At 68.8% G+C, this 25,405-nt stretch carries 26 protein-coding genes; 13 read left to right on the forward strand and 13 right to left on the reverse strand.

The window, feature by feature from the left end; all coding sequences use genetic code 11:
- Positions 1 to 8: 8 nt before the first annotated feature.
- The 8 genes from I7S92_RS04090 to I7S92_RS04125 form a co-directional block, all read right to left on the reverse strand.
- On the reverse strand, positions 9 to 614 hold the full coding sequence (locus I7S92_RS04090) for an NADH-quinone oxidoreductase subunit C (protein WP_197642203.1): 606 nt from the start codon (positions 612 to 614) through the stop codon (positions 9 to 11).
- Positions 615 to 618: 4 nt separating this feature from the next.
- Complete coding sequence (locus I7S92_RS04095; RefSeq protein WP_197642204.1) at positions 619 to 1,152, reverse strand: NuoB/complex I 20 kDa subunit family protein; 534 nt, start codon at positions 1,150 to 1,152, stop codon at positions 619 to 621.
- A complete protein-coding gene (locus I7S92_RS04100) occupies positions 1,143 to 1,508 on the reverse strand; it encodes an NADH-quinone oxidoreductase subunit A (RefSeq protein ID WP_197642205.1) in 366 nt (121 codons plus the stop codon). Before I7S92_RS04100 ends, I7S92_RS04095 begins: the two co-directional genes overlap by 10 nt.
- 491 nt (positions 1,509 to 1,999) lie before the next feature.
- Positions 2,000 to 2,791 (reverse strand): MBL fold metallo-hydrolase, encoded by a 792-nt coding sequence (locus I7S92_RS04105; RefSeq protein ID WP_197642206.1) that lies wholly within the window; start codon positions 2,789 to 2,791, stop codon positions 2,000 to 2,002.
- Positions 2,791 to 3,303 carry a thermonuclease family protein gene (locus tag I7S92_RS04110; protein WP_197642207.1) on the reverse strand — a complete coding sequence of 171 codons (513 nt, stop codon included), beginning with the start codon at positions 3,301 to 3,303 and terminating at the stop codon, positions 2,791 to 2,793. The genes I7S92_RS04105 and I7S92_RS04110 overlap by 1 nt, the downstream gene beginning before the upstream one ends.
- Positions 3,304 to 4,536: a DegT/DnrJ/EryC1/StrS family aminotransferase gene (locus I7S92_RS04115; RefSeq protein ID WP_197642208.1), complete on the reverse strand. Its 1,233-nt coding sequence runs from the start codon at positions 4,534 to 4,536 to the stop codon at positions 3,304 to 3,306.
- On the reverse strand, positions 4,533 to 5,768 hold the full coding sequence (locus I7S92_RS04120; protein ID WP_197642209.1) for a TCR/Tet family MFS transporter: 1,236 nt from the start codon (positions 5,766 to 5,768) through the stop codon (positions 4,533 to 4,535). The genes I7S92_RS04115 and I7S92_RS04120 overlap by 4 nt, the downstream gene beginning before the upstream one ends.
- Positions 5,769 to 5,990: 222 nt before the next feature.
- A complete protein-coding gene (locus I7S92_RS04125) occupies positions 5,991 to 6,641 on the reverse strand; it encodes an HAD family hydrolase (protein WP_197642210.1) in 651 nt (216 codons plus the stop codon).
- 93 nt (positions 6,642 to 6,734) lie between these two features.
- Between I7S92_RS04125 and glmU the strand changes: the two genes are divergently transcribed.
- The 4 genes from glmU to trhA all read left to right on the forward strand — a co-directional run bounded on the left by glmU (position 6,735) and on the right by trhA (position 12,120).
- The gene (gene glmU / locus I7S92_RS04130; RefSeq protein WP_197642211.1) at positions 6,735 to 8,090 is read left to right on the forward strand and encodes a bifunctional UDP-N-acetylglucosamine diphosphorylase/glucosamine-1-phosphate N-acetyltransferase GlmU; all 1,356 of its coding nucleotides are present in this window, start codon (positions 6,735 to 6,737) and stop codon (positions 8,088 to 8,090) included.
- Positions 8,090 to 9,907 (forward strand): glutamine--fructose-6-phosphate transaminase (isomerizing), encoded by a 1,818-nt coding sequence (glmS, locus tag I7S92_RS04135; protein WP_197642212.1) that lies wholly within the window; start codon positions 8,090 to 8,092, stop codon positions 9,905 to 9,907. The genes glmU and glmS overlap by 1 nt, the downstream gene beginning before the upstream one ends.
- A gap of 93 nt (positions 9,908 to 10,000) precedes the next feature.
- Positions 10,001 to 11,341 (forward strand): proline--tRNA ligase, encoded by a 1,341-nt coding sequence (proS, locus tag I7S92_RS04140; protein WP_197642213.1) that lies wholly within the window; start codon positions 10,001 to 10,003, stop codon positions 11,339 to 11,341.
- A gap of 116 nt (positions 11,342 to 11,457) precedes the next feature.
- Complete coding sequence (gene trhA / locus I7S92_RS04145; RefSeq protein ID WP_197642214.1) at positions 11,458 to 12,120, forward strand: PAQR family membrane homeostasis protein TrhA; 663 nt, start codon at positions 11,458 to 11,460, stop codon at positions 12,118 to 12,120.
- 44 nt (positions 12,121 to 12,164) lie between these two features.
- Here the strand turns inward: trhA and I7S92_RS04150 are convergent, their stop codons facing one another.
- From I7S92_RS04150 to I7S92_RS04160, 3 genes are read right to left on the reverse strand one after another with little or no spacing between them, the layout of a single operon-like run.
- Entirely contained in the window at positions 12,165 to 12,689 is a 525-nt protein-coding gene (locus tag I7S92_RS04150; RefSeq protein WP_197642215.1) for a helix-turn-helix transcriptional regulator, read from the reverse strand.
- Positions 12,686 to 13,324, reverse strand: coding sequence for a cytochrome b/b6 domain-containing protein (locus I7S92_RS04155; protein ID WP_197642216.1), 639 nt, complete (start codon positions 13,322 to 13,324; stop codon positions 12,686 to 12,688). Before I7S92_RS04155 ends, I7S92_RS04150 begins: the two co-directional genes overlap by 4 nt.
- 2 nt (positions 13,325 to 13,326) lie before the next feature.
- Entirely contained in the window at positions 13,327 to 13,593 is a 267-nt protein-coding gene (locus tag I7S92_RS04160; protein WP_197642217.1) for a PepSY domain-containing protein, read from the reverse strand.
- Between the two features lie 280 nt (positions 13,594 to 13,873).
- Between I7S92_RS04160 and I7S92_RS04165 the strand changes: the two genes are divergently transcribed.
- From I7S92_RS04165 to I7S92_RS04205, 9 genes are all read left to right on the forward strand, one after another.
- A complete protein-coding gene (locus I7S92_RS04165; RefSeq protein WP_197642218.1) occupies positions 13,874 to 15,016 on the forward strand; it encodes an AI-2E family transporter in 1,143 nt (380 codons plus the stop codon).
- Between the two features lie 38 nt (positions 15,017 to 15,054).
- On the forward strand, positions 15,055 to 15,678 hold the full coding sequence (locus I7S92_RS04170) for a P-loop NTPase family protein (protein WP_206760998.1): 624 nt from the start codon (positions 15,055 to 15,057) through the stop codon (positions 15,676 to 15,678).
- Between the two features lie 46 nt (positions 15,679 to 15,724).
- On the forward strand, positions 15,725 to 17,929 hold the full coding sequence (locus I7S92_RS04175) for an RNA degradosome polyphosphate kinase (protein ID WP_197642220.1): 2,205 nt from the start codon (positions 15,725 to 15,727) through the stop codon (positions 17,927 to 17,929).
- Between the two features lie 147 nt (positions 17,930 to 18,076).
- Entirely contained in the window at positions 18,077 to 19,630 is a 1,554-nt protein-coding gene (locus tag I7S92_RS04180; RefSeq protein ID WP_197642221.1) for a Ppx/GppA family phosphatase, read from the forward strand.
- Complete coding sequence (locus tag I7S92_RS04185; RefSeq protein WP_197642222.1) at positions 19,630 to 20,235, forward strand: VOC family protein; 606 nt, start codon at positions 19,630 to 19,632, stop codon at positions 20,233 to 20,235. Before I7S92_RS04180 ends, I7S92_RS04185 begins: the two co-directional genes overlap by 1 nt.
- Positions 20,232 to 20,714, forward strand: a complete 483-nt coding sequence (locus tag I7S92_RS04190) for a GNAT family N-acetyltransferase (RefSeq protein ID WP_197642223.1) — start codon at positions 20,232 to 20,234, stop codon at positions 20,712 to 20,714. Before I7S92_RS04185 ends, I7S92_RS04190 begins: the two co-directional genes overlap by 4 nt.
- A 31-nt stretch (positions 20,715 to 20,745) precedes the next feature.
- Positions 20,746 to 21,459, forward strand: coding sequence for a molecular chaperone DjiA (locus I7S92_RS04195; RefSeq protein ID WP_197642224.1), 714 nt, complete (start codon positions 20,746 to 20,748; stop codon positions 21,457 to 21,459).
- A complete protein-coding gene (locus I7S92_RS04200; protein ID WP_197642225.1) occupies positions 21,456 to 22,502 on the forward strand; it encodes an endonuclease/exonuclease/phosphatase family protein in 1,047 nt (348 codons plus the stop codon). Before I7S92_RS04195 ends, I7S92_RS04200 begins: the two co-directional genes overlap by 4 nt.
- Before the next feature lie 31 nt (positions 22,503 to 22,533).
- Positions 22,534 to 22,923 (forward strand): hypothetical protein, encoded by a 390-nt coding sequence (locus tag I7S92_RS04205; RefSeq protein ID WP_197642226.1) that lies wholly within the window; start codon positions 22,534 to 22,536, stop codon positions 22,921 to 22,923.
- Positions 22,924 to 22,938: 15 nt separating this feature from the next.
- Here the strand turns inward: I7S92_RS04205 and I7S92_RS04210 are convergent, their stop codons facing one another.
- Together I7S92_RS04210 and scpA are read right to left on the reverse strand one after the other, a co-directional pair.
- Positions 22,939 to 23,127 (reverse strand): hypothetical protein, encoded by a 189-nt coding sequence (locus I7S92_RS04210; RefSeq protein ID WP_197642227.1) that lies wholly within the window; start codon positions 23,125 to 23,127, stop codon positions 22,939 to 22,941.
- A gap of 143 nt (positions 23,128 to 23,270) precedes the next feature.
- Positions 23,271 to 25,400, reverse strand: a complete 2,130-nt coding sequence (scpA, locus tag I7S92_RS04215; RefSeq protein ID WP_197642228.1) for a methylmalonyl-CoA mutase — start codon at positions 25,398 to 25,400, stop codon at positions 23,271 to 23,273.
- Positions 25,401 to 25,405 lie beyond the last annotated feature (5 nt).

Consider the following 25,405-nt stretch of genomic DNA (forward strand, 5'->3'; position numbering starts at 1 on the left):
GGCCATCATCACTTGCCCTCCGCCTTCTGGTCGCCCGGAAGGATGTATTCCGCGCCCTCCCAGGGGGACATGAAGTCGAATTGCCGGTATTCCTGTACCAGCTTCACCGGCTCGTAGACCACGCGCTTCAGCGCCTCGTCATAGCGGACCTCGGTATAGCCCGTGGTCGGAAAGTCCTTGCGCAGAGGATAGCCGCGGAAACCGTAGTCGGTCAGGATGCGGCGCAGGTCCGGATGGCCCGAGAACAGGATCCCGAACATGTCGAAGACCTCGCGCTCGAACCAGTTCGCGCTCGGGTGCAGGTCGACCAGCGAGGGGACCATCTCCTCCTCGCGCACCGCGACCTTCAGCCGGATGCGCTGGTTCCGGTACATCGACAGGAAGTGATAGACCACGTCGAACCGCGCCGGACGCTCGGGGTTGTCGATGGCGGTGATGTCCACCAGCGTCGAGAAACGGCAGGCCGCATCGTCGCGCAGGAATTCGACCAGGGCCTTCAGGTTCGCCAGGTTGACCACCAGCGTCAGCTCACCCAGGGCGACGGCGCTGGACTGCACCGCGTCCGGCTGCTTCAGCTCGATGATCCCGGCCAGTTCGCGCAGGGCTTCGGACATGGGATCACCTCACCAAAGTGCCGGTGCGGCGGATCTTCCGCTGCAGCTGCAGGATTCCGTAAAGCAGCGCCTCCGCCGTGGGCGGGCAGCCCGGGACGTAGACGTCGACCGGCACGATCCGGTCGCAGCCGCGCACGACGCTGTAGCTGTAGTGGTAATAACCCCCGCCATTGGCGCAGGAACCCATGCTGATCACATAGCGAGGCTCGGGCATCTGGTCATAGACCTTGCGCAGCGCCGGGGCCATCTTGTTGGTCAGCGTGCCCGCGACGATCATCAGGTCCGACTGCCGCGGCGAGGCGCGCGGCGCGGTCCCGAAGCGTTCCACGTCATAGCGCGGCATCGAGGTATGCATCATCTCGACCGCGCAGCAGGCCAGGCCGAAGGTCATCCAGTGCAGGCTGCCGATCCGCGCCCAGTTGATGATGTCCTCGGTCGAGGTGAGCAGGAAGCCCTTGTCCTGCAGCTCGCGGTTCAGGGCCTGGGTGGCGACCTCGCGGTCGGCCCCCGCCGTATTGGCGCCGGTCATCACTCCCATTCCAGGGCCCCCTTCTTCCATTCATAGGCGAAACCGACGGTCAGGACGGCCAGGAACAGCATCATCGACCAGAAGGCGGCCATGCTCAGGTCGCCGAAGGCCACCGCCCAGGGGAAGAGGAAGGCCACTTCCAGGTCGAAGATGATGAACAGGATCGACACCAGGTAGAAGCGCACGTCGAACTTCATCCGCGCATCGTCGAAGGCGTTGAAGCCGCATTCATAGGCGCTGACCTTTTCCGGGTCGGGATTGCGCACGGCCAGCACCGCGGCCGCCAGGATCAGGACCAGGCCCAGACCCACGGCAACGGCCAGGAGGATGAGTATGGGAAGATACTCTCGGAGGATGAGGTCCACGCGTGGGCTCCTTGCAGCTGGCGACGTGCGAGCTTCGCGGGCCGTCTCGGGCCCGCCTGTCTCACCCGCCCGTTTACTCCGGCCCCCCGGCGGGGTCAACCGAAGGCAGGGCGGAATCAGATGCTTGCGCGGCGAGAAAATCGGAGGCGCCGGGCCGGGCCGTCCGACGGCTGTCCCCGCCCCGCCACGGCGGAACGCCACCGGCCCGCACCCGTTTTCCGCGCCGCCGACACCTCGGGTCCGAATCGCGCCGCCCTGCCGCCTTGCGGCGCGCTGCCGCGCAAGTCCCTGTCCCGTCGCCGGGCTTCGCCTCCTCCTCGGCGCGGGGGGTATCACCGCCTGACCCCCCGGATACTTGTTCCGGCATGAAGCGGAAAATGCCTTTCACATTGGGGCAAATCCGCCGGAGGCACGTCCGAGGATGAGGCGGCGAGGCCCGGCGACGAGACATATGGAATACGCCGCAAGGCGCGCCATTCAGGTCCCGCCGGTCAGGCCCGGGTGACCGGGTGGAAGGCATAGCCCCGGCCCTGCCGCTCGATCCGGCCGATGCCGGGGTCCGGCAGATGCGCGCCAGCAACCAGCCATCCGGCCTCGACCGCCTGCTCCATCAGCGCCAACCGCGAGGCACGTGCGCTGGCCGGGTCGTCGTCATGGCTCCAGCCGATCTCGGGCCGGGGGAACTGCACTGCGACATTATGCACCAGATCGCCCCAGATCATGAGCCGCCCCTCGACCAGATAGGCCATGTGCCCGGCCGTATGCCCCGGTGCGCCGATCGCGGTGACGCCCGGCAACGGACCGTCGCCCTGTTCCAGCGGCACCAGCAGGGACAGGATCGGCAACAGCCGGGGATCGGCCCGCACGGCCATCAGGTCCTCGACCGCGACGAAGACGCGCGCGGCGTTCGGAAAGGCCGCCCCGCCCTCTGCATCCACCAGACCCGCGACATGGTCCACATGCGGATGGGTCAGCGCGATCGCCGTGACCTCACCTGCCCCCACACCCGCCTCGGCCAGCGCCTCGGGCAACCGGCCGAGGCCGGGTCGCCAGGCCCCCGCCGCGCCCGCATCGATCAGCAGCGCGCCGCCCGGCCCCCGGACCAGGAAGGCCCGCACCGGCAACCGCAGCTCTCCGGCCACCGGATCCGCCCCCAGCGCCGAGCCGTCAGGCGCGCGCAGGCAATCGGCCGGCATCCGCGTCTCGCCGTCCGACAGCATGGTCACCGTCAGCGCGTCCAGTTCCACGGTCAGGGTCAGCCCGGTCTGGCGCAGGATCCGCATCAGCACCAGCTCCCGCGCAGCCGGCCGGAATATTGCCGCGCATGGCCGGCCCGGATCATCGCGCGGGCGACGTCGAGCCCGTCCAGTTCCAGCCGCACCAGAAGCCGGCCGTAGCGGTCCACGCCCTCGCGCACCACCGCCAGCCGGCCGGCCTTCTGGATCAGCGTGCGAAGCGCCCAGCTTGCCCGCTCGGCCGCCACCAGTTCGGCCAGGCATTGCGGCGAGAACTTCTCGGGCGTGTCATAGCCCAGGATCCGCGCGCTCTGCATCCCGTCGCCGGGGCACATCAGCGTCACCGTATCGCCGTCGATCACCCGCAGGATCCGGCACGCGCCGTCCGCGCCCTCGACCCGTTTCAGGGCGGCATTGGCCAGGTCGGCCAGCATCGGCAGCAGGACCAGCAGAAGGACTCCCCCGCCAAGGCCCAGCTTGAGCCAGAGCCGCAGGTCGACCAGTCGCCGCAGCCCCCGCACGACCGGCCCCGGCCGCCGCGCCGGGCCGAGAAGGCGCATCTAGTCCGCCACCGGCGCGGCGACCGGGGCCAGCTCCGTCGCTTCCGCGGCACGCGCCACCTCCTCGGCGAGGATCCGGGCGATCAGGTCCACGTCGCCCGGCAGGAAGGTCAAGGGCAGGCGCATGTCGATCAGCCCGGCCAGCACCCGGTCGGTCCCGGGCAAGGGCTCGGGCGCGGCATAGCGCCAATGAGCATAGCGGCTGGTAAAGCCCTGCGGCTCCTCCGCGCCGAACCATTTCAGCTCCACCCCCCGCGCCGCCGCCGCCGCGACGAATGCGGCCACGCGCGCAGGCTCCCAGCCCGGCAGCAGGAACTGGAAGCTCGAGCCGACATAATCCTCGACCTGCGGCCGCGGGATCAGCTGCACGCCCGCCACGCCGGCCAGTCCCCGCTCCATCGCCTGGTAAAGCTCGCGCCAGCGCGCCCGGCGGTCGTCCAGCATCCCGATCTGCGGCCGCAGGATCGCCGCCCGCAGGTTGTCCATCCGGCTGGAGACGTTCGGCACCTCCAGCCGCAGCCCTTCGAACACCTCCGGCCCCGGCGCCGCCCGGTGGCGGGCATAAAGCATGTAGGACCCCGACAGAAGCACCGCCCGCGCCGCCAGTTCCGCGTCATCGGTGACCAGAAGCCCCCCCTCGCCAGAGTTCATGTGCTTGTAGGTCTGGGTCGAATAGCAGCCGATGGCGCCATGCCGCCCCGAGGGCACGCCCTTCCACTTCGCCCCCATCGTATGCGCGCAATCCTCGACCACCTGCAGCCCCAGCCGATCGCAGAGCGCCATGATCGCCTCCATGTCGCCGACATGGCCGCGCATGTGGCTCAGCAGCAGCACCTTCGCCCCGCTCGCCACGGCCTGCCGCTCCAGATGGCCGAGGTCGATGGTCAGGTCCTCGGTCACCTCGACAAAGACCGGCCGCGCGCCCAGAGAGGCGATCGCCCCCGGCACCGGCGCCAGCGTGAAGGCGTTCGACAACACCGGATCCCCCGGTCTCACCTGCAACGCCCGCAAAGCGCAGGCCATCGCCGCCCCGCCCGAGGCCAGCGCCAGGCAATACTTCGCCCCGACATGGGCGGCGAACTCCTCCTCCAGCAGCGCGGTCTCGGCGATCTCCTCGCCGGCGGTATTATAGCGGTGCAGCCGTCCATGCCGCAGCACCGCCATCGCCGCATCGATCCCGGCCTCGGGGATCGGCTCCTGCTGGGTGAAACTGCCGCCAAAGCGTTCGCTCATGCCTTTTCAGACCTCTTCAACATCAGGAACAGAAGCGTGGTCAGCGCCAGGAAGCCCGCCGCCACCCAATAGGCCACGTCGGTCGACCGCCAGACACGCTCCCCGGCCCAGAAATGCCCGAAGATCCAGGCGAAGAACACCGTGCCGAACAGCATCGCCACATTGGTGACGGCGGAAATCCCGCCCTGCAACTCACCCTGGGCATCCTCGGGCACCCGCTGCGTCAGAAGCGAGGTCAACAGCGGATGCACAAAGCCCTCGGGCCCGTGCAGGATCATCAGCGCGATGACCGCGCCAAGGCTGCCCACGAACCCATAGCCCAGAACCACCAGCGTGGCGCAGACCAGGCCGAACAGCGCCACCCGCCACTCGCCGAAGCGTTTCGTCGCGGGCCCGGTCAGCATCCCCTGGAAGCCGCCCGCGATCAGCCCGAAGATCGCCAGCGTGCCGCCCACCATCGCCTCGGACCAGCCGAACTTGGCAATGCCCCAGAAAGTCCAGATCGCGGGATAGACCGAGGTCGAGAAGAAGAACAGTCCCAGGACCATGACCATGGGCAGGACGCCGCGATAGGTCGCGAAGACCCGGAAGGCACCGAAGGGATTGGCGCGCCAGAGCTCGAACCTCCGGCGGCTTGCGGCCGCGAGCGACTCGGGCAGGACGAACCAGCCATAGGCGAAATTCAGCAGCGAGATCCCCGCCGCCACCCAGAACGGCACGCGCGGCCCCAGTTCGCCCAGAAGGCCCCCGATGGCCGGGCCGATCACGAAACCCACACCGAAGGCCGCGCCCATCATGCCGAAGGCCCTGGCCCGGTCGTCCGGCGCGGTCACATCCGCGATATAGGCCGAGGCGATGATCCAGCTCGACCCACAGATCCCCGCGATGATCCGCCCCGCGAACAGCCATTCCAGCGTCGGGGCCAGCGCCATCAGGATGAAGTCCAGCCCCAGCCCGAAGATCGCCAGCAAGAGCAGCGGCCGCCGTCCGAAACGGTCGGCGAGGTTGCCCATCAGCGGCGCGAAGACGAACTGCGCAAGGGAGAAGGCCGCGAACATCCAGCCGCCGATGATCGCCGCCCGGTCGATGGTGACATGGCCCACGTCCTCGATCAGCTTGGGCAGGACCGGCATGATCAATCCGAAGCCCACCATGTCCAGGAACACGGTGATCAGCACGAAGCTCACCGCATGGCGGCTCAGGGGCGCAGGGGGGGCAGCGGCAAGGCTCATGGCGCGGACCCTAGGAGCGGCGCAGGGCCCTGTCAAACCGTCGCAGGATCCGCGGCGCGTCCCCCCGGTGGGGCGGATTGCGCGTCCTCTCGGCAGGATCGCGCAAATCGCCCCGTCCCCGGACGCTCCGGGGTCGCAGGATCGACCCGCGTCCGGTCGCATTTGACTAAAATTGTGCTTCCTCTTGGTGCAAATACTCAAATCGCCGCTGGTCGCCCCGCGCTACGCCAGCAGCTGTTGCGCCAGCCCCGGCAGGTCCTCGAACCGCTCCAGCAGCGCGGCCGGGGCGAACCGTTCCACCCCGCGCCCCTCCGGCCCGAAGGTCACCAGCGCCACCGGCACCCCGGCCGCGACGCCCGTCTTCGCGTCGGTTTCGGTATCGCCCACCAGCATCGACCGGCCGACGAGGCCCCCCGCCCGCTCCACCGCCGCGCGATAGGGCGCGGCATCGGGCTTGCGCACCGGCAGCGTATCCGCCCCCACCAGCGCACCGAAGGCGTCCCGCACGCCCAGCGCCCGCAACAGGCCCTCGGCCAGAGCCTCGGGCTTGTTGGTGCAGATCGAGACCGCGAAGCCCCGGCGGCGCAGCGCCTCGACCGCCTCCATCGCCCCGGGATAAAGCCGCGTATGCACCGCGATCGCCGCGCCATAGGCCTCCAGCAGCCGCGGATAGGCCGCGTCCACATCCGCCTCGCCCCAGTCATGCCCCAGCCGGGTGAAGCCCAGCCGCAGCATCGCCCGCCCGCCATGGAAGGCGGTCAGCGCATCTTCCGGCCCCAGCACCGCCCTCGGCAGGCAGGCGTTCGCCGCCGCCAGGAGATCGGCCGAGGTGTCGGCCAGCGTCCCGTCCAGATCGAATACCACCGCGCGCATGCCCGAAATCCTGTAACATGGCGTGAGGACCCGCCCCCTTGCCACCCTGCGCCATGGGGGTAAAACGGCGGCAACGATAAGGAAAGGGGCAGAATGCAGGTTTCAGTGATCGTTCTGGCAGCCGGTCAGGGCACGCGGATGAATTCGGACCTGCCCAAGGTCCTGCACCGGATGGCCGCGGCGCCGCTCCTGCACCATGCGCTCGCCACGGCGCAAAGCCTCGATCCCGCGCGCATCGTCACCGTCACAGGCCATGGCGGCGAGGCGGTCGCCGCCGCCGCGCGCGACTGGTCCGAAGCGGTCGAGACAGTCGTTCAGGACCCCCAGCTCGGCACCGCCCATGCCGTCGCCCAGGCCGCCCCCCTCCTCGATGGGGTCGAGGGCGAGGCCATCGTGCTGTACGCCGACACCCCCCTCATCCGCGAGGAGACGCTCCGCGCGATGCTGGAGGCGCGCAGGCGCCATGGCGTCGTCGTCCTCGGCTTTCACGCTAGGGAACCGGGACGTTACGGCCGTCTCCTGACGCAAGGCGACACGCTTCTCGCCATCCGCGAGTTCAAGGACGCCTCGCCCGAGGAGCGCGCCGTAACCCTCTGCAACTCCGGCGTGATCTGCGCCGAAGCCGCAACCCTGCTCTCGCTCGTGGCCGAAGTCGGCAACGCCAATGCGGCGCAGGAATACTACCTGACCGACATCGTGGAGCTTGCCCGCGCCCGCGGCCTCTCCGCCGGCGTGGTCCTCTGCGACGAGGCCGAGACGCTGGGCGTCAACACCCGCGCCCAACTGGCCGAAGCCGAGGCCGCCTTCCAGTCCCGCGCCCGCGCCGCGGCGCTGGAGAACGGCGTCACCCTCACCGCGCCCGAGACCGTGTTCTTCGCCCTCGACACCTGGGTCGGCCGCGACGCGGTGATCGGGCCGAATGTCCTCTTCGGTCCCGGCGTCACCGTGGAATCCGGCGCCGAGATCAAGGGCTTCTGCCATCTCGAAGGCTGCCACATCAGCCGTGGCGCCACCGTCGGCCCCTTCGCCCGCCTCCGCCCCGGCACCGAACTGGCCGAGGAGGTCCATGTCGGCAACTTCGTCGAGATCAAGAACGCCATCCTCGACGAGGGCGTGAAGGTCGGCCACCTGACCTATCTCGGCGACGCCCATGTCGGAGAGCACAGCAACATCGGCGCGGGCACCGTGACCTGCAACTATGACGGCGTGATGAAGCACCGCACCGTGATCGGCAAGCGGGCCTTCATCGGCTCGGACACGATGCTGGTCGCCCCTGTGACCGTGGGCGACGGTGCGCTCACCGGCTCGGGCTCGGTCATTACCGAGGACGTGCCTCCCGAGGCCGTCGCCATCGGCCGGGCGCGGCAGGTCACCAGACCGGGGCTGGCGACACGGATGTTCGAAAAGTTGAAATCCATCAAGGCCGCCAAGGCCAAAGGACAGTCATAATGTGTGGTATTGTCGGGGTTCTGGGGAACCATGAAGCCGCCCCCCTGCTGGTCGAGGCGCTGAAGCGGCTGGAATATCGCGGCTACGACTCGGCCGGCATCGCCACTGTCAACGGCGGCAAGCTCGACCGCCGCCGGGCGGTGGGCAAGCTGGTGAACCTCTCCGACCTGCTGGTCCACGAGCCCCTCGCCGGCAAGTCCGGCATTGGCCACACCCGCTGGGCCACCCATGGCGCGGCCACCGTGACCAACGCCCATCCGCATCGCTCGGGCGGGGTCGCGGTCGTGCACAACGGCATCATCGAGAATTTCCGCGAACTGCGCGACGAGCTCGCCGCCGAGGGCTACACTCCCGAATCCCAGACCGACACCGAGACCGTCGCCCTCCTGACCCGCCGCGCCATGGACCACGGCGCCTCCCCGGTCGAGGCCGCGCGCGACACGCTGTCCCGGCTGCAGGGGGCCTTCGCGCTCCTGTTCCTGTTCGACGGCCAGGACGACCTGATGATCGCCGCCCGCAAGGGCTCGCCCCTCGCGATCGGCTGGGGCAAGGGCGAGATGTTCGTCGGCTCCGACGCCATCGCGCTGGCGCCGATGACCGACCGGATCACCTATCTGGAAGAGGGCGACTGGGCCGTCGTCACCCGCGCCGGGGCCGAGATCTTCGACGCCGAGAACCGCCGCGCCAACCGAGCGGAGGCCCTGATCCAGATCGACGCCGCAAGGGTGGAAAAGGCCGGCTACAAGCATTTCATGGCCAAGGAGATCGCCGAGCAGCCGGTCGTCATCGCCGGGGCGCTGAAGCACTACACCTCGCCGGAAGGCACGCTGCACCTGCCGGAAGAGCTTGATTTCAAAGCCATAGACCGGATCACCCTGGTCGCCTGCGGCACTGCCTCCTATGCCTGCCACGTCGCGAAATACTGGTTCGAGCAGCTTGCCCAGTTGCCCGCCGACATCGACATCGCCTCCGAGTTCCGCTACCGCGACCCGGTCCTCTCGCCCGCCTCGATGGCCGTCTTCGTCAGCCAGTCGGGCGAGACCGCCGACACGCTCGCCGCACTCCGCCACACCCGCGAGAAGGTGGCCAAAGTCGTCGCCGTGGTGAACGTCCCCACCTCCTCGATCGCACGCGAAAGCGACCTCGCGCTGCCGATCATGGCGGGGGTGGAGGTCGGCGTCGCCTCGACCAAGGCTTTCACCTGCCAGCTTGTCACGCTTGCCCTGATGGCCCTGAAGGCCGCCGCCGACCGCGGCCGGATCGACGCCGGGGACCTGCGCCAGCGGCTCCAGTCGCTGCGCGCCCTGCCCGGCATCCTGAACGCCGCCCTCGGCCTTTCCGACCCGATCGCCACCATCGCGGCCGAGCTGGCCAAGGCGCAGGACATCCTGTTCCTCGGCCGGGGCGCCATGTTCCCGCTGGCGCTTGAGGGGGCGCTGAAGCTCAAGGAAATCAGCTACATCCATGCCGAAGGTTATGCGTCGGGCGAGCTCAAGCACGGCCCCATCGCCCTGATCGACGCCCAGGTCCCGGTCATCGTGCTGGCCCCCAAGGACGCGCTGTTCGACAAGACCGTCTCGAACATGCAGGAGGTCATGGCCCGCAACGGCAAGGTCCTTCTCCTCTCCGACGCCGCCGGGATCCAGGCCGCGGGCCAAGGCAGCTGGAAGACCCTGACCCTTCCCGCCGTCGATCCCCTCTGGGCCCCGATCCTCTACGCCGTCCCGGCGCAGCTTCTGGCCTATCACACGGCCATCGCCAAGGGCACCGACGTGGACCAGCCCCGCAATCTGGCAAAATCGGTGACGGTGGAGTAACCTCAGGTCGGGGCCTGCGCCAGCTGCCCCTCGCGCTTGCCTGCCCCGCCCCGACCGGCTAGGAAACGCGGGACCCTTCAGCAAAGGCCCGCCATGCGTCTGTCCCGCTACTTCCTGCCCGTCCTCAAGGAAAACCCTGCCGAGGCCCAGATCGTCAGCCACCGCTACATGCTGCGGGCCGGGATGATCAAGCAGCAGGCCGCCGGGATCTATTCCTGGCTGCCGCTCGGCTACCGCGTCCTTCGCCGGATCGAGGAGATCGTCCACCAGGAACAGATCCGCGCCGGGCACATCCCGCTGCTGATGCCGACGCTGCAGCCCGCCGACCTCTGGCGCGAGTCGGGCCGCTACGACGACTACGGGCAGGAGATGCTGCGGATCAAGGACCGCCAGGACCGCGACATGCTCTACGGCCCGACCAACGAGGAGATGATCACCGACATCTTCCGGTCCCATGTCAACAGCTACAAGGACCTGCCGCTGACGCTCTACCACATCCAGTGGAAGTTCCGCGACGAGATGCGGCCGCGCTTCGGCGTGATGCGGGGACGCGAATTCCTGATGAAGGACGGCTACAACTTCGACGTCGACCGCGACGCGGCGCTGCACGCCTACAACCGCCACATGGTCAGCTACCTGCGCACCTACGAGCGCATGGGCCTGACCGCGATCCCGATGCGTGCGGCCTCGGGTCCGATCGGCGGCGACAACACGCATGAATTCCTGGTGCTGGCGAATACCGGCGAGAGCGAGGTCTTCTATGACGACCGCGTGACCGGGCTGAAGCTTGGCCAGCGCGAGATCGATTACGACGACCGCGACCAGGTCGCCAAGGTCTGCGAGGAGTTCACCACCCTCTACGCCCGCACCGACGAGACCCATGACGAAGCGGTGTTCAACCAGGTCCCCGAGGCGCACCGCAAGGTCGGCCGCGGCATCGAGGTCGGGCAGATCTTCTATTTCGGCACCAAGTATTCCGAGGCGATGGGGGCCGAGGTGGTGACCAAGGAGGGCACCAAGGTCCCGGTCGAGATGGGCAGCCACGGGATCGGGGTCAGCCGCCTTCTGGGCGCGATCATCGAGGCCTCCCACGACGACAAGGGGATCATCTGGCCCGAGGGGGTGACCCCCTTCCCGGTCGGGATCGTGAACCTCAAGCAGGGCGATGCCGCCGCCGATGCCGCCTGCGCCGGGCTGGAGAAGGCGCTGCTCGCCCGCGGGCTGGAACCGCTCTACGACGACCGGGACGAACGCGCGGGGGCGAAGTTCGCCACGATGGACCTGATCGGCCTGCCCTGGCGGATCACCGTCGGACCGCGCGGGCTGGAGAAGGGCGTGGTCGAGTTGACCTCGCGCCGGAGCGGGACCAGCGAGGAGATGAGCCCCGAAGCCGCCGTCGACCGCATCACCCAGATCTACGCGGCCCACAAGTAAGGCCTGGCCGGGCCGCCGGGCCTGGCTGACCTGGCGTCACCGGGGGCGAAGGCGGGTTGATTTCTGCACAGGGGCAGTCATCCTTCCGTGACGCCGCGCCCCGCCAGACCTACGCCATGACCCTGCCCGCCGATCATTACCGCCTGAAGAAGCGCCAGTTCTCGCTGCACGAGTTGCTGGCCGACGGAATCGTGCATGCCCTGGCGCTGCTGGCGGGAGTGATCGCCTTCCCGCTCCTCCTCTTTCACGCGCTGACCTCGGCCGGGATCGGCACCTTCGCGGCGCTTGCGGTCTATGCGGCCGGCTTCTTCCTGATGTGGGGCTTTTCGCTGGCCTACAACATGACGCCGCCCGGCGCGCTGAAATGGCTGCTCAGGCGCTTCGACCATTCGATGATCTATGTGATGATCGCGGGCACCTATACGGCGGTGATCCCGCATCTGGAAAGTGCGGCCTGGTCCTGGGGACTGGGCCTTGTGGTCTGGACCGGCGCGGCGCTGGGGATCCTGGTCAAGGTTGTCCTGCCGGGGCGCTATGACCGGCTCTCGATCCTGGCCTATGTGCTGCTGGGCTGGGTGGGGATCATCGCGATCGGGCCGGTCACGGCGGCGCTGCCTGCGCTCTCGCTCTGGCTGCTGGTGGCGGGCGGGGTGACCTATGTCGCCGGCGTGGGCTTCTATGTCTGGGAAAGGCTGCGGTTCCAGAACGCGATCTGGCACCTTTTCGTCGCCGTGGCGGCGGGACTGCACTTTGCCGCGGTGGCGGTGGCGCTGGCCTGACGGGCGGAAGGTGGGCAATATTGTCCACCCTGCCGGCAAGGGGTTCAGGCGGCCACGCCCTGACCAAGCAGGTCCTCGACGAAATAGGCCGCGAACTGGGCCCGGCCCGAGACGCCGGCCTTGGCGTAGATCCGGGTCAGCTGCGCCCGCACCGTGCCCTGGGCCGCGCCGCGCAGCTCGGCGATCTCGGCCACGTCGAGGCCCTTCAGCGCCAGGAAGGCCACATCGCGCTCGGCCGGGGTCAGCCCCCAGCTGCGGAACTGCCGGTCGATCACCTCGGACAGGGCCCCCCGCGCCACGTCCAGCGCCTGTTCCTGTGCGCGCAAAAGTTCCACCGTCCGGCGCAGCGCGAAGGCGCCGAACAGGATCCCCAGCACCAGAGCCATGGTCACGAAGGCCTCGAACAGGAAATGCACCGAGGTCGGGTCCTTGCGCAGATCGCCGATCACATCGCCGACGAAGAAAACCGTGCCAAGGGTCTGCACCAGCAGGAATGCCGAAAGCGCCGCTGTCTGGCGGCGCCCGGCGCTGCGAATATCCGGAGCCCGAGGCTCGATCGTGGCCGTCATCTGCGCCTTTCGCCAAACAGCATCGGGGCGACCAGGTTCCGACGCATGGCGCGGCCCTCGACGAAGACGCCTGCGACATGCAGGGCCGCCAGGACCAGAAGCAGGTTCGATGCCACCTCGTGCGCCTCCTCGGCCACCTCGCGCAGGGGTGAGTCGCCCTCGTCCCCCTCGTCTTCGCGGATCAAAGCAGACCAGTCGCCGGATGCAACCGCTGCCTTGTCGGCAGCCACCTGCATCGGTGTCGCTCCGCCGGTCAGGACCAGGCCGGTGACGATCACGGCGGCCAGCAGCGTCCAGAAGGCATAGATCGCCAGCGCCCCGGCCGGGTTGTGCGAGGGGTAACGCCGGACCCGGCCCGAGATCAGCTGGCCAAGATGGCGCGCTGCCGCGACCGGATTCGGCGGGAAGGCGGAGAACCGCGCCTCATAGGGACCAAGCACCCCCCAGACCAGCCGCGACAGCAAAAGCGCCATCACCGCCCAGCCCAGCGAGACGTGTACAAGGCTGCCCCCCTTGTTCACCAGCCCGTTGGCAAGGACCACGAAGGCGATCCCCCAATGGGTCAGGCGGACAAGCGGGTCCCACAGGCGGGGCGGCGGGACGGCTTCGGCGGTTGCGGTCCGGGGGGCGGCCATGATCAATCCCCGGTCTTGATCTCGGTGACCGCGCCGGTGGCGGGGTCGATGTAGACCTCCATGGCGGCGCCGGTGGCGCTGTCCTTGCACTTGGCCTCGATCTTGCCGTCCTCGGAATCGAACGTGTCAACCACGCAGCCGGCCTTTTCCAGCGCGGCCTTGGCGTCGTCGGGGTTGGTGCCGACCATGTCGCCGACAGCGGGCATCGCCAGGGCGGCCAGCGGCGTGAAGGCAGCCAGGGTGAGAGGGAGGAGGAACTTCGACGTCATTGCGTCACCTTTCGATGCGCCCACAGCTGCGGGCTGTTAGGGGTCGGTCCCGCCGCCTGGGGGCGGACAGGGCCGGGCCGGGACGAGGGCCCCGGTTGCGCCGGACCTGCCCGCAACCGCCGGTGGTGGTCCATGGCCCCGATGCTTAGGTCCCGGCCGGTAAGCGGCTGCTGACGGCGGGAATCCGCCCCGTCTTGCGGCCTGATTCCATACCTCCGGCAAGGCTTGCGCCGCATCGCCACTGCGGCGATATGTGAGGCCAGCCAGGAAGGAACCCGCGATGGCGCTGCCGATCAGAGAACAGATCCGTTACTGGGGCGTCGCCGCGCTGGTGTTCCTGGTCCTGTTCTGGTTCCTGGGCGACATCCTCCTGCCCTTCCTGATGGGCGGGGCGATCGCCTATTTCCTCGACCCCCTCGCGGACCGGCTGGAGCGGGCGGGACTCTCCCGCGTCGCGGCGACCACGCTGATCTCGCTGGTCGCACTGGTGCTGGTGATCCTCCTCGTGCTTGCGGTGATCCCGACGCTGGTCAACCAGCTTACCGCGCTGATCGACGCGACCCCCGACATCGCCAAGCGACTGCAGGGCTTCCTCCTCGACCGATTCCCCGATCTGGCCGACAGCACCTCGACCATCCGCCAGACCCTGGCCGAGATCGGGCTTGCGATCCAGTCCCGCGCGGCGCAGCTGGCCCAGGGCGTGCTGAGCTCGGCGCTGGGGGTGATCTCGATCGTCCTGTTCATCGTCGTGGTGCCGGTCGTCGCCTTCTACCTTCTGCTCGACTGGGACGAGATGATCGCCCGGATCGACGCCATGCTGCCGCGCGATCATGCGCCGACGATCCGCCGCCTTGCCGGCGAGATCGACACGGTGCTGGCCGGCTTCGTCCGGGGCCAGGTCTCGGTCTGCCTGGCGCTTGGCACCTTCTATGCGGTGGCGCTGATGGCGGCCGGGCTGCAGTTCGGCCTGGTGGTGGGGGCCATCGCCGGGGCGATCACCTTCATCCCCTATGTCGGCTCGATCATCGGCGGCACGCTGGCGGTGGGCCTGGCGCTGGTCCAGTTCTGGGGCGACTGGGTGCAGATCGGCATCATCGCCGCGATCTTCGCCGTCGGCCAGTTCATCGAGGGCAACATCCTGACGCCCAAGCTGGTGGGCAAGTCGGTGGGCCTGCATCCGGTCTGGCTCCTCTTCGCGCTTTCGGCCTTCGGCTCGGTCTTCGGCTTCGTCGGGATGCTGATCGCCGTGCCCGTGGCCGCCTCCATCGGCGTCCTGACCCGTTTCGCGGTCGAGCAATACCGCGCGAGCCTGCTTTATCGCGGGGCCGAGGGGCTGGCGCGGCCTGCCGACACCCCGCCCGCCCCCCGGCGCAGCCGCAAGGCAGCGACCAAGGCCGACCCCAAGGCGGATTCGGACCCGTGATCCGCCAGCTTGCCTTCGACCTGCCCAGCGCCGAAGCGATGACGCGGGCGGATTTCTTCGTCGCCCCCTCGAACGCGCTTGCGCTGCATACGGTCGAGGACTGGCGCAACTGGCCCGGCCGCAAGCTTCTCCTGATCGGGCCCGAGGGATCGGGCAAGACCCATCTCGCCCGGGTCTGGGCCGAGATGGCGGGCGCCCTGATCCTTCCCGCCGCCGCGCTGCGGACGCTTGATCCCACCGACCTCGCCGCCACCCCCGTCGCGGTCGAGGATGCCGACCGGCTGGACGGGGCCGAGGCCGAGCTATTCCACCTGCACAACCTGGTGACCCAGGGGGCAAGCCTCCTCATGACCGCCCAGCGCCCGCCGCGCGACTGGGGCCTGCGGCTGCCGGACCTGATCAGCCGGTTGCAGGCCGCACCGATTGCCCGGCTGGATGCGCCCGACGACGCGCTTCTGTCGGCGGTGCTGGTCAAGCTCTTCGCCGACCGCCAGGTGGCGGTGCCGGCGAACCTGATCCCCTACCTCGTCAGCCGGATGCCACGCTCGATCGGGGCGGCGCGGGCGCTGGTCGCGGCGCTGGACGCCGCCGCGCTCGCCGGGGGGCGCCCGATCACCCGCGCCCTTGCGGCCGAGGTGCTGGACAGCCTGCCGCCGGGGTGAAACACTGTCACCGTTCCGTCACGATGCCGGCCTAATCCCCTCCCCCATGACCCAGTCCGATTTCCTGCGTTCCCCGTTCCCCGCCCCGGCCGAGCTGTCCTTTGCCGAGACCGCCGGCCCCGGCCGCTTCTTCAACCGCGAGCTTTCCTGGCTGGCCTTTAACTGGCGCGTCCTGGAAGAGGCCGCGAACCCCGCCGTGCCGCTTCTGGAGCGGCTGCGCTTCCTGTCGATCTCCGCCACCAACCTGGACGAATTCTACACCGTCCGCGTCGCGGGCCTGCGCGCGCTGGTGCGCACCGGCAACGCCACCCTCTCCGAGGACGGCCGCAGCCCGGCCGAGCAACTGCAGCTGATCAACGCCGACGCCCGCCGCCTGATGCAGACGCAGCAGACCACGTTCAACCGCCTGCGCAAGGAGATGGAGGCCGAGGGGATCACCCTTGTCCAGCGCGGCAAACTGACCGCCCGCGACCTGAAGCACCTGGAAGCGCATTTCCTGAACAACGTCTTCCCGGTCCTCTCGCCGCTCGCCATCGACCCGGCCCACCCCTTCCCCTTCATCCCCAACACCGGCTTCTCGCTGGCGCTGGAACTCGAACGCATCACCGACCGCCGCCCGCTCAAGGCGCTTCTGCCGATCCCGCAGCAGATCACCCGCTTCGTGCCCCTGCCGGGCAAGGAGGGCGAGAACCGCTTCCTCCCGCTCGAGGAACTCCTGCTGCTGCATCTGGGGATGCTGTTTCCCGGCTACAGCAACCGCGGCCATTGCACCTTTCGCGTCCTGCGCGACAGCGATCTCGAGGTCGAGGACGAGGCCGAGGACCTGGTCCGCGAATTCGAGACCGCGCTCAAGCGGCGCCGGCGGGGCGAGGTGATCCGCCTCAAGCTCTCCGCCGGCGCACCCGAGGAATTGCGCGCGCTGATCATGGAAGAACTCGCCGTCTCCGAGGACGAGGTGGTCGAGGTCAAGGGCCTCCTTGGCGTCGCCGACCTGAAGGAACTGCTCCTCTCCTCGCGCAAGGACCTGATGTGGCCGCCCTTCACGCCCCGGGTCCCCGAACGGGTGCAGGACCACGAAGGCGACATGTTCGCGGCGATCCGGCAGAAGGACATGCTGCTGCATCATCCCTACGAGACCTTCGACATGGTGATCCGCTTCCTGGAGCAGGCGGCGCGGGATCCGAACGTGCTGGCGATCAAGCAGACGCTCTACCGCACCTCCTGGGACAGCCCGGTCGTCACCGCGCTCTGCGAAGCGGCCGAGGCGGGAAAATCGGTCACCGCGCTGGTGGAACTGAAGGCGCGGTTCGACGAGGCGGCGAACATCCGCCAGTCGCGGCGGCTGGAACGGGCGGGGGCGCATGTCGTCTACGGTTTCGTCAACTACAAGACCCATGCCAAGATCAGCACGGTCGTCCGGCGCGAAGGCGACCATCTGGTCACCTACACCCATTACGGCACCGGCAACTACCACCCGATCACCGCGCGCATCTACACCGATCTTTCGTTCTTCACCTGCGACGGCGCGCTCGGCCGCGATGCGACCAAGGTGTTCAACTACCTCTCCGGCTACGTTCAGCCCGAGGGGCTGGAGAACCTGGCGATCAGCCCGATCACGCTGAAGCCGCGGCTTCTGGAACTGATCGCGGCCGAGGCCGAACATGCCCGCGCCGGACGACCGGCCGAGATCTGGGCCAAGATGAACTCGATCATCGAGGCCGACGTGATCGACGCGCTCTATGCCGCCTCCCAGGCCGGGGTGAAGATCAGCCTCGTCGTGCGCGGCATCTGCGGCCTGCGCCCCGGCGTGAAGGGCCTGTCCGAGAACATCCGCGTCAAGTCGATCGTCGGCCGTTTCCTGGAACATTCCCGCATCGTCTGCTTCGGCAACGGCCACGGCCTGCCCGCGAGGAAGGCCCGGGTGTTCTTCTCCTCGGCCGACTGGATGGGCCGCAACCTCTCGCGCCGGGTGGAAACCCTGGTCGAGGCGATGAACCCCACGGTCAAGAACCAGATCCTCAGCCAGATCATGGCCGCGAACCTGGCGGACGAGGCGCAAAGCTGGATCCTTGCACCCGACGGAACCTATTCCCGCGACCTCGGCCCCGAGGGGGCAAGGCTCTTCTCCTGCCACCAGTTCTTCATGGAAAACCCCTCGCTTTCCGGCCGGGGCACCGCCGGGGCGAAGGATGCGCCGCGCTTGATCATGGCGCGCGACGACGAGACGGCGGGGGCCAGCGCGGCACGATAGGGACGGGGCGAAAAATTCCGGCACCGGAATTTTGCCGGAGTTTTCAGAAACTCCGTCCCGTTTCCTGCGAAGGAAACGGCGGCCGAACCGTTGACCCCGCGCCGGGGGACCGGCACTATCCGCCGGCAAGACCCGGGGGATTCTGACATGGCTGACAACGCGCCCTTGACCGAGGACGACGATGACGGCCCCTTCGGCAAGCCCCTGTTCGACGATCCTTCCGCCCGCGCCCTCTCGCGCGTCGGCGTGATCGACGTCGGCTCGAACTCGGTCCGCCTGGTGGTCTTCGACGGCGCCGCGCGCAGCCCGGCCTATTTCTACAACGAAAAGATCATGTGCGGCCTCGGCAAGAGCCTGGCCGAAACCGGCCGCCTCAATCCCCAGGGCCGCGCCCGCGCGCTTTCCGCGCTGCGCCGCTTCGCGCTTCTGGCCGAGGGGATGCAGGTCCAGCCCCTCACCGTCGTCGCCACCGCCGCCACGCGCGAGGCCGAGGACGGCCCCGAATTCCAGGCCGAGGTCCTGCGCGAGACCGGCCTCAAGCTGCATGTCGTCGATGGCGACGAGGAGGCCCGGCTGTCCGCCCAGGGCGTGCTTCTCGGCTGGCCCGAGGCCCAGGGCATCGTCTGCGACATCGGCGGCAACTCGATGGAACTGGCCCGCATCGGCGAGGGCCGGGTCGGCAAGCGCGTCTCGACCCCGCTCGGCCCCTTCCGCCTGCAGCAGATCTCCGACCCCAAGGCGCGCCGGGCGCATGTCGCCAAACTGCTGAAAGCGGCCCGGACCAGCCTGAAATCCACCGGCGAGCGGATCTATCTGGTCGGCGGCAGCTGGCGGGTGATCGCGCGGCTGGACATGGAGCGGCGGAACTACCCGCTGACGGTCCTGCACGAATACCGCATGACGCCGCAAGGGCTTGGCGACACGCTGGACTGGCTGGCCGCCGCCGATCTTGCCGCCCTGCGCGGCCGCACCGGCACCAGCCAGGAGCGGATGGAGCTTGTCCCCCTCGCCTGCGAGGTGCTGCGCGAGATCCTCGCCGTGTTCAAGCCCACCGAGATCGACGTCTCGGCCTATGGCATCCGCGAGGGCACGCTTTACGAGCACATGCCGGAAAAGCTCCGCGCCCGCGACCCGCTGATCGAGGCCGCCCGCATGGCCGAGAAGGGCCAGGCCCGCATCCCTGGCTTCGGCCGCAAGCTTTACGATTTCCTGCTGCCGCTCTTCTCCGGCGCGACGGTGGACCGGCTGCGGCTGGTCAAGGCGGCCTGCCTCCTGCACGACACCACCTGGCGTGCGCATCCCGATTTCCGCGCCGAGGCCTGTTTCGACAACGTGACGCGCGCCAACCTCGGCGGGCTGGACCATGCCGGAAGGGTGTTTCTCGGCCTCGCGTTGCTGCACCGCTACAAGAACAGCCGCTCCGGCTCGCGGCTGGAGCCGATGTTCCGCCTCCTGGCCGAAGACCAGGTCCAGGCGGCCGAGGTGCTGGGCAAGGCGATGCGCTTCGGCGCGATGTTCTCGATCGGCGATCCGGCCCGGGCCGGGCGGCTGAGCTGGCAGCCGAAGAAACGCCTTCTCGAACTGGAGCTGACCCCGGCCGGCGAGGCCCTGTTCGGCGAGGTCGCGCGCGCGCGCTTCCAGTCGCTCGCCGTGTCGCTGAAGGCCGGAACCCGCGTCACCACCCTGACCGAGGCGCGCTGATGCTGCGGCTGGATCATCTTGCCGTTTCGGCCCGCAGCCTGGAGGAAGGCGTGGCCCGGATCGAGGCGGCGCTTGGCGTGACCATGGCGGGGGGCGGCCAGCATCCCGCGATGGGAACGCACAACCGGCTGCTGTCGCTGGGCGACCTCTATCTCGAGGTCATCGCCGTGGACCCCCTCGCCCCCGCCCCCGGCCGGCCACGCTGGTTCGACCTCGACCGCTTCGCCGGCCCGCCCCGGCTGACGACCTGGATCATCGCCACCGACGACATGGAGGCCGCGCTGGCCGCAGGCCCGCCCGGCTGGGGCGCGCCCATGGCGCTGGCGCGGGGCGACTACCGCTGGCAGATGGCCGTCCCGGAGGATGGCCGCCTGCCCTTCGACGGAACCTGCCCCGCGCTCATCCAGTGGCATGGAAGCCTCCACCCCGCCGCCGCCCTGCCCGACCGCGGCCTGCGGCTGAACCGCCTGACCGTGACCCATCCCGAGGCCCCTGCCCTCTGCGCCCGCCTGCGGCTGGACGACCCCCGCCTCCACTTCGCCGTCGGCCCGCCCGGCCTCGCCGCCGTGATCGACACGCCCGGCGGGCCGGTGGCTCTGCCATGATCCGCCGCGCCACGGCCGGGGACGCCGCCGCCATCGCCGCCCTCTGGAACCCCTGGATCCGCGACACGGCCGTCACCTTCAACCCTTCCGAAAAGACCCCGGCAGAGGTCGCGAAGCTGATCGCCGACCGCGACGCCCTGGGACATGCCACCTTCGTCGCCCTCGGGCCGGAACTCCTCGGCTTTGCCAGCTACGCCCAGTTCCGCGGCGGGCCGGGCTATGCGACCTGCATGGAACATTCGGTCATCCTTGCGCCACAGGCACGCGGCCAGGGCACCGGCCGCGCGCTGATGCAGGCGGTCCAGGACCATGCCCGCGCCGCCGGGGCGCATCAGCTGATCGCCGGCGTCTCGGCCGAGAACCCCGAAGGCATCGCCTTCCACGCCCGCATCGGTTTTGCCGAGATCGCCCGCATCCGCGAGGCCGGGCGCAAGTTCGGCCGGTTCATGGACCTTGTGCTGATGCAGAAATTCCTCTGACAAGCGCCGCGCCGCCGGATAGACTGGCCCCATGTCGATCTGGACCCGCATCGCCGACGCCCTTGCCGCCCTCGCCAAGGGAGAGCCGCTCTCCGTCGTCTTCGACCGCCTGCGCGGCGCCCCGGCACCCGAGCGATCGGTCGGCTTCACCATCGCCGTCCTCGCCCTCGGCGCCAAAATGGCCAAGGCCGACGGCACCGTGACCCGCGACGAGGTCACCGCCTTCCGCCGCATCTTCTCCTTCCCCGCGGGCGAGGAGGAACACGCCGCGCGCGTCTACAACCTTGCCCGGCAGGACGTGGCTGGCTTCGACGCCTATGCGCGCAAGATCGCGCGGCTGTTCAATCCCGACGGCCACAGGATCTGCGCCGACGACCACCATGTCCTCGTCGACATACTGGAGGCCCTGTTCCAGATCGCCGTGGCCGACGGCTCCTATCACGACGGCGAGGATGCCTTCCTGGCCCATGTCGCCGACGAATTCGGCCTGGACGACGCCTGCTTCCGCATCGTCCGCTCGCGTCTGGTCGAAGGCGCGCCGCGCGATCCCTATGACGTCCTCGGCCTGCCGCGCCACGCCAGCAAGGAGCAGGCGCGCAAGGCCTGGCGCGAGCTGGTGCGCGATACCCATCCCGACGTCATGCAATCCCGCGGCGTCCCGCCCGAGGCGATGAAACTGGCCGAACGCCGCCTGCAGCTGATCAACGAGGCCTGGCGCGAGATCTCGGCGAAGGAGGCCGCATGACCGGCCTGCGCCTCGCCACCTACAATGTCGAATGGTTCAACGCGCTCTTCGACGACCGCGGCCGCCTGCTCGAGGATGGCGAACCCTCGGCCCGCTACAAGACCAGCCGGGCCGAACAGCTTGGCGCGCTGGGAATCGTATTCAACGCGCTGAACGCCGACGGAATCGTCGTCATCGAGGCCCCGGACACCAACGGCAAGCGTTCCACCACCCGCGCGCTGGAGAACTTCGCCCAGGCCTATGGCCTGCGCGCCCGCAAGGCGCTGATCGGCTTTCCCTCCGAGACCGAGCAGGAAATCGCCTTCCTCTACGATCCCGACCGGCTGACCGTCCAGCACGACCCGAAGGGCGCGCCGTCGAACAGCCATGGCTCGCACGACGCTCCGCGCTTCGACACCACCTTCCGCTACGACCTCGACGCCGACAACATCTCCGAGACCATCCGCTTCTCGAAACCGCCGCTGGAGTTGCGGCTGACCACCTCGGGCGGGGCGGAACTGCGGCTGATCGGGGTCCATGCCAAGTCGAAGAACCCCTATGGCGCCATCGGCCGCGAGGCGCAGATGCGGCTCTCGATCGAGAACCGCCGCAAGCAACTGGCGCAGTGCCTCTGGATCCGGCAGCGGGTGGAAAGCCATCTCACGGCGGGGGAGAGCCTGGTGGTGATGGGCGATTTCAACGACGGCCCCGGCATCGACGAATTCGAAAAGCTTTTCGGCCATTCCGGGGTCGAGATCGTGCTCGGCACCACGCAGGATCCGAAGTTCCGCCTCACCGATCCCCATGCCGCCCTGGCCCTGCAAAGCCGCGTCGGCCTGGCGCCCAGCACCGCGCGCTTCTACATGGCGCCCCGGAAATGCTATTTCGAGGCGCTTCTCGATTTCGTCATGGTCTCGTCCGACCTTGCCGCGCGCGGCCCGGACTGGCGGATCTGGCATCCGTTCAACGACCCCGGCGTGGCCTCGGTCCCCGAACTGCGCGAGGCCGTGCTGCAGGCCTCGGACCATTTCCCGGTGACGGTCGATCTGCCGGATGTGATTTGAAATGCAGGCCCCGGGCGCGCATATTGCCGGCATGAGACTTGCCCTGCCCCCCCTCCTTCTCGCCGCCCTCGCCACCGCGCCCGCCTTCGCGCAGGACGCCTCGCCCGCCCCGACGCCCGAGGAGGATGGTTTCAGCCTGATCGAGGAAGGCGCGAAGCTGGTCCTGCGCGGCCTTCTGTCCGAGATGCAGCCCGCGCTCGACGATATGGACCAGGCGATGGACCAGATCGGCCCCGCGATCGAGGCCTTCGGGGCCGAGGTCGGGCCGAAACTGCGCCAGCTCATTGCCCTGATCGACGATTTCAGCAATTACGACGCGCCGGTGATGCTGCCGAACGGGGACATCCTGATCCGCCGCAACGCCCCCCTGGTGACGCCGACCGAACCCCTCCCCGGCCCCAACGGCGAGATCGAGCTTTAGCGGACGCCTGATGCCTCAGGCCGCGGCCCTGGCGATTGCCGCCTTCAGACCGGCCATCTCCCGTTCCAGCGCCGGGGTCCGGAAACCCAGACGCTCGGCCAGGGCGGCAAAGCGCCAGCGCCAGTCCAGCCGGGTCAGCGCCTGCCGATGGTTCCTTGCGGCCATCTCCGGCGTCCAGCCCGCGACCGCGTCGGCCAGTTGCACGACGTTGGAACCAAGGTCGATCCGATCGAAGTCCAGCGTCGCCCCCGGCCAGAAAAGCTCGGCGGCGGTGGAATCCTCATGCAGCGGGGCTTTGTGGATTTCTGGTGACGCTGCAACATTTCCCCGCCCGCGTCTACTGCCCGCTAGACCCGCGCCGCGCGGATCAGGTCCAGGATCTCCTTCGCCGCCGCCGGGATGTTGGTGCCGGGCCCGAAGATCGCCTTGACCCCGGCCGCCTTCAGGAAATCATAGTCCTGCTGCGGGATCACCCCGCCGCAGATCACCAGGATATCCCCCGCGCCGCGCGCGTTCAGCACCTCGATCAGCTTCGGGGCCAGCGTCTTGTGCCCGGCGGCCTGCGAAGAAATCCCGATCACATGCACGTCGTTGTCGATCGCATCCTGCGCCGCCTCCTCGGGCGTCTGGAACAGCGGCCCCACATCGACGTCGAAGCCGATGTCGGCAAAGGCCGTGGCGATCACCTTCGCCCCCCGGTCGTGCCCGTCCTGCCCCATCTTGACGACCAGCATCCGCGGCCGCCGCCCCTCGGCCTCGGCAAAGGCCTCCACATCCTTCTGGATCTGCTGGAAGCCCTGGTCGCCCTCATAGGCCGCGCCATAGACCCCGGCCAGCGTCTTCACCTCGGCCCGATGCCGCCCGAACACCTTTTCCATCGCGTCAGAAATCTCCCCGACCGAGGCCCGTGCCCGGGCTGCCTCCACCGCCGCTTCCAGAAGGTTGCCGCCTTCGCCCGCCCGCCGCGTCACTTCCGCCAGCGCCGCCCGGCACCGGCCCTCGTCCCGGCCGGCTCGCACCGACTTCAGCCGCGCGACCTGCGCCTCGCGCACCGCCATGTTGTCGATGTCCAGAATGTCGATCGGGTCTTCCTTGGCCTTGCGGTACTTGTTGACGCCGACGATCACCTCCTCGCCGCGGTCGATCATCGCCTGCCGCCTGGCCGCGCTTTCCTCGATCCGAAGCTTCGGCATCCCCGAGGCCACCGCCTTGGTCATGCCGCCCATCGCCTCGACCTCCTCGATCAGCTTCCAGGCCGCCTCGGCCAGTTCGTTGGTCAGGCTCTCCACATAATAGGACCCCGCCAGCGGATCGACGACATGGGTGATCCCGGTCTCCTCCTGCAACACCAGTTGCGTGTTCCGCGCGATCCGCGCCGCGAATTCGGTCGGCAGGGCGATCGCCTCGTCCAGCGCGTTGGTGTGCAGGCTCTGCGTCCCCCCCAGCACCGCCGCCATCGCCTCATAGGCGGTGCGGATCACGTTGTTGTAGGGATCCTGTTCCTGCAAGCTGACGCCCGAGGTCTGGCAATGCGTCCGCAGCATCAGGCTCGAGGTCTTCTTCGCCCCGAACCCGTCCATGATCCGGTGCCAGAGCATCCGCGCGGCGCGCAGCTTGGCAACCTCCATGAAGAAATTCATCCCGATGGCGAAGAAGAACGACAGCCGCCCGGCGAAGTCGTCGACGTCCATCCCCCGCGCCACGGCAGTCTTCACATACTCCTTGCCGTCCGCCAGGGTAAAGGCCAGTTCCTGCACCAGGTTCGCCCCGGCCTCCTGCATGTGATAGCCGGAAATCGAGATCGAGTTGAACTTCGGCATCTCGGCGGACGTGTATTCGATGATGTCGGCCACGATCCGCATCGAAGGCTCGGGCGGATAGACATAGGTGTTCCGCACCATGAATTCCTTCAGGATGTCGTTCTGGATCGTCCCCGACAGGGCCGAGCGCGGCACCCCCTGCTCCTCGCCGGCCACGATGAAACTCGCGAGGATCGGAATGACCGCCCCGTTCATCGTCATGGAAACGCTGATCTTTTCCAGCGGGATCCCGTCGAACAGGATCTTCATGTCCTCTACGCTGTCGATGGCGACCCCGGCCTTGCCCACATCCCCAACCACGCGGGGATGGTCGCTGTCATAGCCCCGGTGCGTCGCCAGGTCGAAGGCGACCGAGACGCCCTGCTGCCCCGCCGCCAGCGCCTTGCGGTAGAAGGCGTTCGACTCCTCGGCGGTCGAGAAGCCGGCATATTGCCGGATCGTCCAGGGCCGCCCGGCATACATCGTCGCCCGGACGCCCCGCGTGAACGGGGCTACGCCCGGCAGTTCCCCCAGTTGCGGCAGGCCCGTCACGTCCGCCGCCGTATACAACGGCTTGACCGTGATCCCCTCCAGCGTCTGCCAGTTCAGGCTGTCGGGCGATACCCCCTTCAGCTCCTTCGATGCCAGGGCCGTCCAGGCCTTCAGATCATCCGTCATCTCTC

The sequence above is a fragment of the Tabrizicola soli genome, from assembly GCF_015999335.1.
GTDB classification, from domain to species: Bacteria; Pseudomonadota; Alphaproteobacteria; order Rhodobacterales; family Rhodobacteraceae; genus Tabrizicola; species Tabrizicola soli.